The sequence below is a fragment of the Pseudonocardia sp. ICBG601 genome (assembly GCF_020496245.1).
Genome location: NZ_JAHLJA010000023.1, coordinates 51,544 through 65,823, shown reverse-complemented (window position 1 = coordinate 65,823; position 14,280 = coordinate 51,544). Strand labels below are relative to the sequence as shown.

The window sequence follows — 14,280 nt, the reverse complement described above, 5'->3', positions numbered from 1 at the left end:
AATCTCGGCAGTCATCGGACTCATCTTCTACGCACTTACCTGACGGAGCCTGAATAAGCCTCCAGGTCTCTCCCACGACCGTGCTGCAGGTCGGGGAGGCCCTGAAGCATCAGATCGACGACATGCGGTCAGCGCTCATCAGTGCGCGCACGCGGCGGGTCGACCGTTGCGGAGCCGATCCCATATCTGACCTCGCCACTCCGGCGTTCGACCGGAAGTACCAGCAGCTTCTCGAGGTCTACGCAGCCCACCAGGAGGCTTATTCATAAGCCGCAAAGAAGTAGAGGCCTACGATTGCCGCAACTGTGCTTTCGTATTTGCTGATGGGGTAGCGGTATCGGCCACCTTCTTCGCTGAGCATGCGCCATGTTTTGAGGTGCGCGATGGCGTGTTCGACGGCTGCGCGGATTCTGCCGAGGGCGGTGTTGAACTCGACTTGGCTGGGGTCGAGGTCGATACCGGGGGATCGCTTGTGCGGGACCGTGTTGATGCCCTCGACGCCGATGTAGCCGAGGTCGGCGACGGACGGGAGATCGCGCAGACGCTCCGCCAGCCCGGATGCGGCGTAGGCATGTGCGTCGTGGCGGGCGCCGTGAATCGGGACTTCGCCGACCGCGACGAGGACTCCGTCGAGGGTGGCGGCGATCTGCAGGTTCATGCCCGAGTAGCCGGCCTTGACCGAGAACAGGTCGGACACTGCGTTCCAGTCCCACGTCGGGCACACGGTGCCATCGACCAGCACTGTTCCGCCTCCGAGGACCTCCCGCGGGTCGGGCACGACGTCGGCGAGGACCTCGCCGATCACCGGGCGCAGCAGGTCCCAGCGGCGACTGACCGTGGACTGGCTGACCCCGAAGATCGCGCCCGCGAAGTCCTGGGTCACGTTCTTGCGCATCAGCGTCACCACCATGGCCACTGACCGGAACAAGCCCAACGCAACAGGCCTACCTGCAGAAACGAACTTGCCGCCGCATCGGGCGTGTACTCTCACCACCAGATCGGTGAGTTGTCTATCGTCCAACCCTGTCATAGCTTTGAATCGCAACAGCTCTTCGCCGATCCTCGTTCGATGCCTGGGAACACCGAACAAACCGGCAAGGGCTGTTGCACTTCAAGCGCGACACACCGCCGTGCCGGTATCGAGACAAAATCGCCGGTGACGGCTTCCGCAGATCAACAGAATTACTCCCTTGTGAATAAGCCCCCAGGACGAGCTCGAGCGGGCGGTCCGAGACCTCCGAGTCGTCGCCGAGTCCTTTCAGCTGAACGAATCCGACATCGAGAAGACGTTCGGTGCGACGGACCCGGGCCAGTCCTGATGGCATTTCCCCACTACTTCAACTTTGCGGCCAGGACCCTGCAGGAGAAGTACCAGTGGGTCGTCGGCGAACCCGGTTCGCAGGCTGTCGTCGACGCCGCAGACGCGCTCAGGGCCGTCGACAACGACCTCCGCCGTGCCTCCGACGACGCCCGCAGACGCATGGCGGAGCTCGGCATCTCCTGGCAGGGCCCCGCCGCGGCCGCCGCCCAGCAGTCCCTCGACGGCATCACCACCTCGATGACGTGCACCGCCCCCGTCACCGCGAACGGCGCGACCCAGCTGGACGCCTACGGACAGTCGTTCGACCGCACCCAGGCCGCCATCGCCGCTCTGGACCCCACCCCGCCCGGCATCTTCACCAGCGGCGTCCGCAACGCCCACCTGCTGGCGGGCGCCCCGTTGACCGGTCTAGGCGCCACCGTCGCCGACTACGTCACCTCGCTCGAACGCGACCAGCGGCACAGCGAGGAGGCCGACCGTGTGCTGCAGGAGCACCTCGACACCGCGTCGGCGATCGACGACCGCTTCCTCACCGTCGACCCGGCATCGGCCGCGGCGCCCACCGGTGCCGGAGGTCCGCCGCCGAGCTCGAACGGGGCCGGCGGGTTCGGCCCGGCCGCCGTCGGGGACGGCGGCGGAGCCACCCGTGTCGGCGGCGGGGGACCGGGCGGCGGTACACCGGGTCAACCGGGTCAACCGGGTCCACCGGGTGTCGGGCCCCGGCCCGGACCGGGCGGCATCGAGGCTCCCGGCGGGCGGGGAGTCGGCGGGCGGGGGAGCGGTGGGTCGGGAGGTTCGGGTCCCGGCACGCCGGACGTCGGGCGACCCGCTGGCCCCGGCGGGCCCGGGAACAGCGGGGATGGCACCGACCGGGACCGCACCGGGCTGCCCGGACCGGCCGACGTCGTCGCACCCCAGCGCCTCGACCCACCGACGACGCCTGCCCCGGACCCGTACCGGCCCGCGACACCCCAGGGCGCGTACCCCACGTCGACGGCACCGGGCCCCGATCCGTTCGGCACCCGCGTCGACCTCGGGCGCCGGTTCGGCGAGCGGACCCGGGCGCAGCCGCTCCTCCCGCCGTCGGCCCGTGGCCCCGGGTACGGCGAGCGACTCCCCGTGGGACGGGATCCGGTGGCGGACGGCCGTTCGAGCCGTTCGGTCCCGGCGCCCGGTCCACCGAGCCGGCCTGGTCCGCCCGCCCCGGCGAGGCCACCGGACGGGGCACCGGCCCGAGCGGCTACGGCTCGATGGCCGGCGGCGCGGGCGGCCGCGACGCCCAGGACCACCGCAACCGCTATGTCGTCCCCACCGACGAGGTGTTCGACATCGAGATCGCCGCGACCGACGCCGTCCTGGCCCCGAGGAGCCCCACCGATGATCGACTGGAACCGCGCCACCGTCCTCACCGCCGCCGAGTTCGACGTCGCCCGGGACCTCCTCGACCTCGGTCGCAACCCCGCGGTCCTGGAGCTGCTCAGCCCCGGGTTCACCGACGTCGAGCGGACCCGCGTCGTACGGGGGTGCCTCGACACCCTGGCGGCGCGGGGCCTGTTCACCGGCACCACGTTCGAGCCGAGCCTGGTCGACGACCTGCGCACGGTCGTCGCACCGGAGTTCCAGCACGACCTCGTGGTCGCACCCCCGTCGTGGCAGCGTGCGCTGGTCGCGCGGCGGGCCGGGCGCGCGGTGCTGGCCACCCGGATCGACGACGACGTCGCGCTCGTGCGCGTCCGGCCCGACGACGCGTCCACCGTCCTGGTCGAGCTGCTCGGCGAGGTCGTCCCGGGCCCCGGTGTCGGGGTGCAGATCCCCGTCGCGGTGCTGGGGGACGCCGTCGAGCGCGCCGACGGCGACGCCGACCGGCTCGTCCACGAGCTCCTCCGGCGGGGCTGCACCGCGGCCGAGGCCGAAGTGCTGCGGCGGATGGGACGGACCGAGGGCGTCGCCCAGCTCGGTGCCGGGCGCAAGGGACCCGACCCGTGCCGCGCGCCGGGTGTCCTGCTGGTGCACGCCACCCCGGACGGCTGCTACGTCCAACGGCGCCCGACCCCGGACGTCGTCGGCGGCCCGCTGCCCGACGACGCCGTGGTGCACGCCGGACCGGCCGACGCGACGTACCTGGTCCGTGAGCTGGACCGGCTCGCCGACGCGGCCCGGCGCCGTCGCGCACCGGTCGGGGCGCACCGGACCTGGTGACGGGCAGCCCGGAACTCGCTTACCGGGTAAGCGAATTCGGCAGGGAAGGTATCCCTGTCGCACCGCGAGATGCAGCTCAGCGGGCCGTGGGGATCGACGATTCCCGCTGAGGTGCATCTCGCCGTCGCCCGGCCACGGACCGCGCAGATCCGCCGGAACCGACCGGCGCAAGCAGCGTGATCGGCACTGCGGCGTGATCGGCACTGCGGCGTGATCGGCTCAGAGCGTGTTTGGAAATGGTGGGTGTGTCGGGATGGTCGACACGGCTGGGGTGCTCCATCGTGGTCGGCATGCAGGAACGACCGCGCCGGTACCCCTCGGACACCAGTGATGCCCAGTGGGTGGTGATCGAGCCGTTGTTACCGCCGCTCGCGCGGCGGGGGCGGCCTGTTGCTCATGCTCGTCGGGACGTGCTGGACGCGATCTTGTATGTCGTGCGGACCGGGTGTGCCTGGCGGGCGTTGCCGGTGGACTTCCCGCCCTGGCAGACCGTCTACTGGTACTTCAACCAGTGGGAACAGCAGAAGGTCACCGAGAAGATCCTCCCGGTCGTGCGGGGGCAGTTACGTATCGCCGAGGGCCGTGATCCGGAGCCGAGTGCGGGGATCATCGATTCCCAGTCGGTCAAGGGCGCCGACACCGTCGGCCAGGACTCCCGCGGCTACGACGCCGGGAAGAAGACAGGCGGACGGAAACGGTTCATCGTGACCGACACCCTCGGTCTGCTGCTGACCACGATGGTGTGCTCGGCCTCGGTACAGGACCGCGACGGCGCCAAGCCGATCCTGCTCAACCTCTACCTGCGCACCAGGGTGCGGTTCGTCTACGCCGACGCCGGCTTCGCCGGGCGACTGCTCGACTGGGCCGCCACGATCCTGCAGACAACGATCGAGATCATCCGCAAGCCACCCGAGCAGCGCGGATTCACCGTCCTCCCACGAAGGTGGGTGGTCGAACGGACCCTGGCCTGGCTCACCGCACACCGACGCCTGGCCCGAGACTACGAACGCCACCCCACCACATCCGAAGCCATGATCCGCTGGGCCGCGATCAACACCATCACCCGCCGCATCGCCCGTGGATACCCCGCCACCCGCCAGCAGAAACACACGACACCCTCAACCCACTAGAATTTCCAAACACGCTCTCAGCGGCGTGAGCGCAGCGGGGTCCCGTGAAGTCAGCGCAGGACGACGGTCCCCCGCGGCACCTGCCCCGCCGACGCCGGCGGCACCGTGTCCGGCACCTCCACCCGGACCGGCAGCGACCCGGGGACCACGCGGTCGTCCACGTCGCGGTACTCGAGATCCCCGTCGGGACCCAGCTCGGTGACGTAGCCGTGTGTCGCGAGCTGGGCGTCGTCGAGCTCGGTCAGGGGCTCGGCGCGCACCGCGGACACCGCGTACTCGGGCCAGACGACATCGGGGTAGGCCTCGTGCAGGTCGGTGAGCAGCCCGACGAAGACCTGCTGCCAGCGAAGCGGCATCGACTGGGCCAGTGAGCGCGGCACGACGAGGTGGTCCGGGCAGGCACCGGGCACCGCGGAGTCGAGGTAGTCCGACCTGACTTCGGTCACTTGTCTTAGTGCTTCGCCGCGGGCTGACGGAGCGCGTCGAGGAGGGCCTGTTTGTCGGCGGGGACGGCGGGCGGGAAGGTCTGCTGGGTGCCGTTGATGGCGATGGTGGCCGAGCGCAGTGGTCGGAGCTGGCGGACGACGTTGCGGATGGTGAGCCCGGTGCGGTTCTGGATCTCGCGGGCGACTGCGAGGGCGGTGAACACGATGGTCAGGTGCGCTTCGATGGACTGGCGTTGGTGGTGGAACATCGGGCGGGCGCGTAGGTCGGTTTTGCTCATCCGGAAGGACTGCTCGACGTGCCAGAGGTCGTGGTAGTCGCCGATGATCTCCCCGGCCGCTGCGCCGCCGGCCGGGATGTTGGTCACGTAGCCCTTCAACCCGACCAACCGGTATGCCCGAGCCAAGGAGGCCTCGTCCAGGGCGCGGGAGCCGTTGGTGACCTTGACGAACCGCGGTGTGCGCGCGGGCTTCTCGCCGGCGATGACCTCGCGGGCCCGGTTCTCCTGCAGGGTCAACGTGCGCCGGTCCCGGACGGCCCGCTTCGTGGAGTAGGCCCAGACCGCCCGCCAGGATCCCGGATGCTGGTTGGGGTTCCAGACGGGCTCGGCCTTGACCTTCGGGCTGTTCTCGCTGCGCCCGGTGCGGCGGTCGCGTGGTGTGAGGGTGTCGATGATCTGCCCGTCGACGAAGGCGTCGCCGTGCCAGTGGAAGTGCGACTCCAGGTCAACCGGGGCCTTGGTGAGTCGGGAGCCGACGATGAACCGCAGGCCGGCCTCGTCGAGGTCGCGCAGGTTCGCGGCCGAGAGCATCCCTGCGTCGGCGACCACGACCATCCCGCCCGGCTCGACCGGCAGCTGGTGTCGGGCCCGGAAGGCCTCGATGATCGGCAGGATCGTCGCGGTCTCGGTCTTGTTGCCCTCGAAACAGCCGATCTCGAGGGGGAACCCTGCGCGATCGACCAGCAGCCCGACGACGACCTGCGGGTCGACCCGGCGTTCCTTGGAGAACCCGACCTTGCGCAGGTCGTCCTCCTTCTCCGCCTCGAAGTAGAGGGTGGTGACGTCGTAGAGACACAACGACACATCCCCACTGCCACGGGCGTGGGTGAAGCAGGCCCTCGCGATCTCGTCGCGGTAGCTGCGCCCGGTGCAGCGCAGCAGGGTGCGGCGCATCGTCTTTTCGCTCGCCGCGGTGACGCCCAGACCGGCCAGCACCCGACCGGTGTCCAGGATGGACGTGGGCTCGACGATCCGGGCGATCACCAGGTCGCGGAACGTGTCATCAGCGACCTCTGCGAACCCGAGGCCCGCGTAGACCTCGGCGAGGATGTCGAACAGCACCCGCGACCCGGTCGTGATCACCTGCGGCGCACCCACCCGCCGGGTTGTGGTGCTCGGGGCGCGCCGCGGCATCTGGCCGAACAGCCCCTCCTGCGTGGCACCGCCGGCCGCGGTGGGCGCGATCAGCTCGGCCCGCCGGGGTGACGGCGCGACGCCCAGATCCAGGGCCTGCTGTGCAGCGTCGTCGATCAGCCCACGGGCCTGCTCGACCAGCAGGCCCAGCTCGGCCTCGGTGTGCGCTGACCCGACATGGGCCACGATCCGTCGATGGCCCTGCACGGACTCGGCGATCTGGACCGCGGTCGCCCCGGAGGCCGTCCGTACCCGCCTCACCCACGCCACCTGACCGAGCGTAGAGCACCGAATTAGTGCCTCACACCGCTCCCGCGCAAACACATCACCGCAGCTCAGCGCAGTACAAGCTGCGAAACCAGGCTCGGGTGACCAAAGTCAGGTCCGAGAGCGGGGAGCGCATGCCGCCCATGATGGCGCCTCGACCCCGTTCAGGCCGGGTTCGGCGTGGTCCCCGGCCGGGTGGCGAGCGGCACGAGGTCGGCGAAGTCCCACGGGACCGGCTGCACCCGGACGGGGAACTTGCGGTTGGGCGCCTCGACCATCTTCCCGTCGCCGATGTACATCGTGACGTGGTAGATCGTGCTCGGATCCGACGGGTCGTGGGCGTAGAACAGGAAGTCGCCCGGCGCGACGTCGCGCACCGGCAGGTGCCCGCCGGACTTGTACTGGTCGCGCGAGACCCGCGGGATCGTGAGCCCGGCGGCCTCGTAGGCACGCATGAGCAGGCCGGAGCAGTCGTAGGCGTCCGGGCCGGTCGCGCCCCACACGTAGGGCTTGCCGAGCTCGCCGAGCGCGAACCCGATTGCGGCGCCGGCGACGCCCGGGGGCAGCGCGCCGGTCGTGCCGGGGGCGCAGCCGGTCGGGTTGGCGACGTCGCCGATGTTCTGGACCAGCGACGCGGCCAGGCCCTCCCACTTGGCATAGGCGTCCGGGAAACCGGAGCGCTGGACTCTCTGAGCTGCCACTGTCACCGGCAGCGAGTCCCAGCCGGGCACCTCCATCAGCCGCTCGTAGAAGATCCGGCTGCTGTAGGCGGGGTCGGTGACCTGAGCGGGGGTCCCCCACCCCTGCGACGGACGCTGCTGGAACAGCCCGAGCGAGTCCCGGTCGCCGTAGTTGGTGTTGCGGAGCGTCGACTCCTGCATCGCCGTGGCCAGCGCGATGAGCCAGGCCTTCGGCGGGAGCTGCATGTCCTTGGCGACCGAGATGATCGCGGCGGCGTTCTGCTTCTGCTCGTCGGACAGCGTCTCGAAGGTGGCTCCCCCGCCGCCGCGGCCGACCGTCGCCGTCGAGATGCCGGTGTCGCACCAGGCCGCGTTCGACCGGCCGCCACCGAGGTTGGGGCTGAACGCGAGGAAGCCGACCGTCAGGAACAGCACCAGCGCCATCCCGATCGCGACGAACGGCAGCAGCAGCCGCAACGGCCGCAGCGCACGCGTCAGCGGGGTGCTCATGCCCGGTCGTAGCGGGACACCTTCCAGCCCGCCTCGGTGTCGACGATCAGGATCCGCAGGGTCAGCGTGTCGGTCGGCACGGTGACCTCGATGCTCTTCGGCGCGACCCGGGTCGGGGTGGCCGGCCCGGTGACCCGGGAGGCGGGCACGTTCGACGGGTCGACGCTCGCGAGCACGCCGAGGAACTCGTCGGTCGTGTACGGCCGCAGCCCGGCGACCCACTGCTGGGAGGTCATGCCGTCGGGGTGGTTCACCCAGGCCGACGCCCACACCCGGGCCGTCTCGAGGGCCTCCTGCGGTGCCTGCGACACCGGCAGTGCCTCGGGGGACAGCTCGGGCACCGGCGGCAGCAGCGTCGGGGTGGGCGTCGCGGAGACCCCGGACGAGCCGCTGTCCCACCGGTTGCCGCCGGAGCCTCCCCCGGCGACGAGCCCCCCGGACGCCGCACCGCCGGAACCTCCGAGCGAGACCAGCCCGAACACGAGTCCGCCCAGGACCACCACCGTCACGGCGAGCCGGACAGGAGAGCGCAGCGGCCACTGCCACACCGCGCGGTAGGCGCCGGCACGGCCGCGGGAGGACCTAATCGGCACGGTCACCGCCGGTGTGCGCCGCTCGCGGGCGGTAGATCTTGTAGACGGGCACGCCGTCGACGAGCTCCGGGGTCACCGGGGCCGGGTCACCGGGGCGGCGGGGGCCCGTGTCGTCGCGGCGGTAGATGGAGCGGTCGTCGACCTCGCCGGGGTCGACCCGCGTCGCGAACCCGGTGTCGGGCCGCCCGGACACCCCGACCGGCAGCGCACCGCGGCGTAGCTCGGCGATCCGGGCCGCCTGGGGGGAGGGCACGTCCGTCGCCGCGCGACGACGGACCCGGGCCCCCGGCCCGGCAGCGGTCTCGGCCTCCGGGCGCACCGCACCCGGGTCGCCGGACCCGCCGTGGCCGCCGCGCTCGGACCACCAGCGGGACTGGCGCTCGTCGGCGTCGTTCGGGCCACGCATCCGGTTCCAGACGCGCGACACCGGGCCGCCGTTGATGCCGGGGACGATCCCGCCGAACTGCTCGCGGGTGAGCGTCACCATCGACACCAGCCGCCGGAACGGTCGCGCGACGGCCCACAGCACGAGCGTGACCACACCGGTGACCAGCAGCGCGAGCCACAGATCGACCCCGGATCCGGGTGCGAACAGCGACACGACCAGCAGCGCGTGCAGCCCGGCCAGCGCCCCGACGACCAGTGTGTTCACGATCGCGGCGCCGCCGATGCGCAGGATCGCCGGGATGACGTCCGGTTTCAGCAGCGCGACGACGGCGATCGCCGGCGCCGTCACCACCATCAGCCGGATGATCAGCAACGCGACCAGCACCAGGACCTTGGACAGCAGCTGGAACAGCGCGATGCACGCGGCCTGGATCAGCGCGAGCGTCCCGGCTCCGATCCGGCTGCCGGACGCCCCGGTGAAGTACGGGTAGCGGTCGCCCATGCGGTCGGCGATCGCGGCGTACTCGCTCTTCTTGCGCTCGGCCGTCTCGCTGGTGTCCTCGCCGCGGTCGATCTCGTCGATGGTGAACGCCTGGGCCCGCAGCAGGTCCCGGCCCAGCTCCTGGGCCTGCGGGACGTCCGGTGCGCCGAACGTCCCGCGCAGCCAGTTCTGGTAGGCCACCTGGTCGACGAGCACCGTGGGGAGGGTGTCGCGGGTGCCGAGCCCGACCTGCCCGAGGAAGCCCTCCTGCATCTGCGTGACGCCGTCGAGCAGCAGGTTGTCCGCCGCGCGGGACCAGTCCACCGGTGCGAGATAGGCGGCGGAGCCGATCATCAGCGCCAGCACCGCGATGCCGGTGCGCTGGGCCTGGCGCGCGAGCTCGCCGCGCATCGCCAGCAGCAACACGATGATCGCGAACCCGAGCAGGCCGAGGCCCACCCAGGTGGTGAACACCGTCTCGTACATCGCCCGGGTCGCGGTGGTGATGACCTGGTCGAGCGGTTCGAACAGCGACCCGCCGTCGGCGATCAGGTAGTGCGCCCAGTTCACCCCGCCGACGGTCAGCTTCGCCAGGTTGAAGACCTGGTTGCCCAGCCAGGTGTCGGTGGTGACCGAGGGGTTCAGCACGCCCGACGCGGCGCAGCCCAGGTCGTAGTTGTGCCAGACGAGACCGGCGTAGCCGACCTCCTCGTAGACGCTGCCTGCCTCCCCGTGCAGCGCCGAGGGTCGGTCGAGCGAGCCGACCAGCCCGGTGCCGGGGCGGTCCGGCTCCGGCGGGGTCTTGCAGTCCAGCGCCTGCGCCATCGCGGGCGAGCCGAGCAGCAGTGTGCCGCCGGCGATCGCGGTGACCACCAGGATCGCCGTCCGCCGGCGACGACGCCGGGTGGTTCCCGGGGGGTCCGGCCGGCGTGCGCGGCGCGTCCTGCGCACCGACACGACGACGGCCGCGAGCAGCACACCCAGGACGACCCAGATCCCTGCGCCGCCGGACGGGTCGAGCCCCGCCGTCACCGTCCGTCCCCGTCGGGGGGCGTGGGCGGGGTGTGGCCGTTCGTGGGAGCAGCCCCGTCCGAGGGCGCGCCGTTCGGGCCGCGCCGTTCGGGGCCGCGCCGTTCGGGGCCGCGCCGTTCGGGGCCGCGCCGTTCGTGGCACCACCGTTCGGGGGCGTCCCGTTCGAGGGCGCCGCGTTCGGGGGCGTCGCGGCGGGCTCGTCGACGATCCAGTCGTCGTCGAGCTCGTCGAGCAGGTCGAGCTGCTCGTCGTCGTAGAGCTCCGCACGTCCGACGGCGGCGTCGGTCGCGGCGACCGACACGACCTGCACACCACCGGCGCGGATCCCGCCGGCCAGGACCGGGTCGGCGTCGCCGGGGCCGATCCGGGTGTCGGTGGTCAGGTCGATCTCGTCGCCGTCGAGGTCGGGCACCGCCACCGGGGCCGGGGCGCGGCGCGCGGGCAGTGGGCTCGGCTCGTCGGGTGCGGTCATCTCGGGGCTCCCCGGCCCGGTGAGCGCCGGTCCGCCGGGCGGGCGCGGGGCGACGACCCGGGCGGCGTCGGGGTTGGTGTCGAGCGCCTCGCGGACATGTTCCAGGTGCGGCGCCTCCAGGTCGATGCGCACCTTCTCCACACCGCCGTGACCGTCGGCGAATACGAACTGGCGGGGCGCGTCGTCGGGCCGGTCGTCGTGGCGGGGGCGCGGGGACAGCGTCCCGAGCATCTCCTCGTAGCCGACACCGGTGGGCACGCGCAGCAGCCGCAGCGCCTCGGACTGGGCCTCCTCGTCGTCGGTCCGGCCGACGAACACCGCGTTGACCAGCGACGCGAAGCCCGACACCCGCAGCAGGTCGCCGGCCAGCTGGGAGGCGAACAGGGCGCGGACGTTGAACTTGCGGGAGTCGCGGGCGAGCCGGTCGATGAGGACCTTGCCGGTCGGCACCTGGGACAGGAAGTGCGTCTCGTCGAGCGCGACGCCCTTGCGGAGGTTGCGGTCGGCGTCGTAGATCGTGCGCTGGGTCAGCCAGGAGGCCAGGTTCAGCAGCTCGACGCCGAGCGACTCGTTGTCGGTCCACTCCTCGCGCGGGCTGCCCGGGCGCGGCAGCGACAGGCCCTGCATCGTCAGCACGGTGAGCCGGTAGTCGCGGTCGGCCTGCCAGGGGTCCGCCCGGGTCTCGTCGGGGAACAGCAGCGCGGCCTGCGGCAGCTCGCGCCGCTCGTCGAGGAAGTCCGCGACGACGCCGGCGTGGTCCTCGCCCTCGGTGGCGTGCCTGCGCAGCGCGTCGATGACCATGCCGGGGTGCCGGTCGGGCGAGCCGCCGACCTCGCGCACCGCCCGGAGCAGCACGATCCGGGTGTGCGGCTGGCGGGCGATCTCGTAGGGCAGCAGGCCCGACAGCACGTCGAGCACCAGGCGGCGACGGGTGGCCGCGGCCAGCGAGCGCTCCCGCTTCCAGGCGCGCTCGGGGTCCTCGTCGTCGAGGAAGTGGTCAGGGCGCGGCTCGGCGACCACCCGGTACGGGTTGAGGATGCCGGGGTCGGCGCGGAGCAGGTTGATGTGCCGGGAGAACGGCGCCAGCTCCGGCAGCCGGGTCAGCTCCGCGAGCGGGCCGGACGGGTCGAGCACCGTCCAGCGGGCCCCGGCACGCAGCGTCTTGTAGACGACCAGCCCGGTGAGGAACGACTTGCCCGAGCCCAGGCCACCGACGATCGCGGTCAGGCCGGACGCGCGTCGGACCTCCTGGGCCAGCCACGGGTCCCAGGCGACCGGGCGCCGGGTCGCGGTGCAGGTCTCGCCGAGCATGATCCCGCGCCGGTCGCCGACGCTGGCCGTCGCGGCCGGGACCGCCGCCGCGGCCCAGGTGACCGAGCCGCGTCGGCGGTAGGCCGTCGCGGCCAGCGGCTCGCCGGGGATGAACTCGCGGGCGTAGCGGTACTGGGCCTCGGGGTGCTCGATCTGCACCTTGGGCCGGTACAGGTCGACGACCTGCTGGGCACGGGTGGTGGCCTCGGCCTCGTCGCGGCCGGAGACCGCGATCCGCCACCAGCCGTAGAGCCGGGTGTTGAGCTGGGTCAGCCCGGTGGTGAGCTCGTCCTCGACCTCCAGGACCCGGTCGGCCTGGCGCGCCAGCGACATCGGCGGGTCGAGGTCGTGGTCGTGGATGTAGTGCCGGATCTGGCTGCGCACCTTGCCCATCTGGCGCTGCAGCTCACCGGTGACGTCCTCCGGGCGGCGCACGTAGATCCGCGCGGACCACTCGACCGGGAACGGCAGCCGGTCGGAGTGCTGCATCCACGGGTCGTCGATCTCGGGGATGCGCAGTCCCTCCATCAGCCCGACGCTCAGCACCGCGACGTTGCGGGTGACGGTCTGGCTGCGCATCCGCCCGACAACCTGCACGGTCGGCGCGTACGGCTCCTGGTGGAGGTCGACGCCCTCGGTGAACGCGGCCAGGTCCTCCGGCTCCCAGGTCGACACCCCACGCGGCACCGAGGACAGCCCGCGCGGCGCGGGCAGACCGAGCGCGACGGAGCGGTGCATCAGCCAGGCCATGTCCTCGGCGCTGGCCGGGACGGCGTCGAGCCCGGACCCGGCGACGAGCACGTCGAGGTGGTTCACCTCGGACTCCAGCGCGGCGAGCTCGGCCCGGACCGCGGACGGCACGAGCCGGTCCAGGACGGGCGCGGCGCGCTCCACCCAGCGGTCGATCAGCCCGCGGCCGGAGACCTCGATGCCGAGGAAGACCTCCTTGTCGGCCATCGACAGCCCCATGAGGTGGCGCTGTTCGCCCTCCAGGAAACCGTCCCAGCCGACCGCGCCGGGCACGTCGGGCATCCGGCCGATCGCGTTCTGGTCGAACGACTCGGCCCACATGTGCACCGGGTACGGCCGGGTGGTGACGCGCAGGTGCAGCCAGCGCCCCTGCAGCTCGCCGAGCTGCGCGGCGATCTGGCGGATCAGCACCTCGCGCTGGTTGTCGCTGCGGAAGCTCCACGCCTGCGCGGCGAGCCGGTACCAGGCCATGACCTGGCCGTTGGTCCGCGTGATGTGGCCGTCGATCGAGCGCAGCGCGATCGACGGGGTGTAGTCCGAACCGCCCTCGCCGGCACGGGCCCGGCCACGCCGAGCCCTCCGGCGGGGGGTCCGCTCAGGTGCGGCCACGGTGGCCACTCCGGCGCCACGGGTCGGGACGGCCGGTGCGCGCGGGGAGGCTCGCCCCACGACCGCTGCCGCTGCCGCGGGCCCGGCGGAAACGGCTGCGCCGCGGCGCGCTCCCCGGCTCCGGCAACGGCGGGACCACGCGCGTGGGTGCCGCGACCGGGGCCTCGAACCCCGGGACCACCGAGCCGGCGGTGTCGGGGACCGACTCCACGAGGGTGCCGAACGCGGGGCGCGGCGTGGCGTCCGCCGCGGTCAACGAGGAGCGGCGGGGGGCACCGAGTGCGCGGGCCCGGCCGCCCGAGGAGGGGGTGCCCGGGTGGGCTCGGGTGGTGTGGACACGCACGTGGGACGCGCGCACCGAGCCGCCCGCGGCCTTGCGCCCGGCCCGCGGACCGGTCACCTCGGCCCAGAACTGGCGAGCACCCGGCCCAGCGGCCGCTCGTAGTCGATCTTCTTGCCGAGCAGGCGGGTGATCGCGATCGTGCCGACGAGCGCCCAGGCCACGGAGAAGAAGTCCAGCCCGATGCCGAGCCGGCGCTGGACGAACATGATCAGCATCATGACGAGGAGACCCACGCCGTAGCTGACGTAGCGGGCGCGCCAGGGGAACGTGGCACGCGGCGGCCCGAGCCAGACGGCGTCGACGCGGTAGACCTCGTCGTCCGTGCGAACGAGCACGG

The 14,280-nt window shown here is 72.3% G+C and carries 9 protein-coding genes and 2 pseudogenes; 2 read left to right on the top strand and 9 right to left on the bottom strand.

Annotated features, from left to right (window positions below; genetic code table 11):
* Positions 1-259: 259 nt before the first annotated feature.
* On the bottom strand, positions 260-910 hold the full coding sequence (locus KPL57_RS09060; RefSeq protein ID WP_226351147.1) for a transposase: 651 nt from the start codon (positions 908-910) through the stop codon (positions 260-262).
* 408 nt (positions 911-1,318) lie between these two features.
* On the opposite strand from KPL57_RS09060, the gene KPL57_RS66120 reads away from it, so the two are divergent.
* Both KPL57_RS66120 and KPL57_RS09045 read left to right on the top strand, forming a co-directional pair.
* Entirely contained in the window at positions 1,319-3,520 is a 2,202-nt protein-coding gene (locus KPL57_RS66120; protein ID WP_264197904.1) for an ESX secretion-associated protein EspG, read from the top strand.
* 236 nt (positions 3,521-3,756) lie between these two features.
* Positions 3,757-4,666: pseudogene (locus KPL57_RS09045) on the top strand (IS5 family transposase); the annotation flags it as partial.
* A gap of 34 nt (positions 4,667-4,700) precedes the next feature.
* On the opposite strand, the gene KPL57_RS09040 reads toward KPL57_RS09045, so the two are convergent.
* From KPL57_RS09040 to KPL57_RS09005, 8 genes and pseudogenes are all read right to left on the bottom strand, one after another.
* Complete coding sequence (locus tag KPL57_RS09040; RefSeq protein WP_226351145.1) at positions 4,701-5,096, bottom strand: hypothetical protein; 396 nt, start codon at positions 5,094-5,096, stop codon at positions 4,701-4,703.
* 5 nt (positions 5,097-5,101) lie between these two features.
* Entirely contained in the window at positions 5,102-6,778 is a 1,677-nt protein-coding gene (locus KPL57_RS09035; RefSeq protein WP_226350710.1) for an IS1634 family transposase, read from the bottom strand.
* 161 nt (positions 6,779-6,939) lie between these two features.
* A complete protein-coding gene (locus KPL57_RS09030; protein ID WP_226351228.1) occupies positions 6,940-7,965 on the bottom strand; it encodes a C40 family peptidase in 1,026 nt (341 codons plus the stop codon).
* On the bottom strand, positions 7,962-8,564 hold the full coding sequence (locus KPL57_RS09025) for a hypothetical protein (RefSeq protein ID WP_226351227.1): 603 nt from the start codon (positions 8,562-8,564) through the stop codon (positions 7,962-7,964). The genes KPL57_RS09030 and KPL57_RS09025 overlap by 4 nt, the downstream gene beginning before the upstream one ends.
* Positions 8,548-10,458: a hypothetical protein gene (locus KPL57_RS09020; protein WP_226351226.1), complete on the bottom strand. Its 1,911-nt coding sequence runs from the start codon at positions 10,456-10,458 to the stop codon at positions 8,548-8,550. The genes KPL57_RS09025 and KPL57_RS09020 overlap by 17 nt, the downstream gene beginning before the upstream one ends.
* Positions 10,459-10,816: 358 nt before the next feature.
* Positions 10,817-13,462, bottom strand: a pseudogene (locus KPL57_RS09015) (ATP-binding protein); the annotation flags it as partial.
* Positions 13,463-13,586: 124 nt separating this feature from the next.
* Positions 13,587-14,000, bottom strand: coding sequence for a hypothetical protein (locus tag KPL57_RS09010; protein WP_226351225.1), 414 nt, complete (start codon positions 13,998-14,000; stop codon positions 13,587-13,589).
* Entirely contained in the window at positions 13,997-14,278 is a 282-nt protein-coding gene (locus KPL57_RS09005; protein WP_226351224.1) for a hypothetical protein, read from the bottom strand. The genes KPL57_RS09010 and KPL57_RS09005 overlap by 4 nt, the downstream gene beginning before the upstream one ends.
* Between the last annotated feature and the right edge of the window lie 2 nt (positions 14,279-14,280).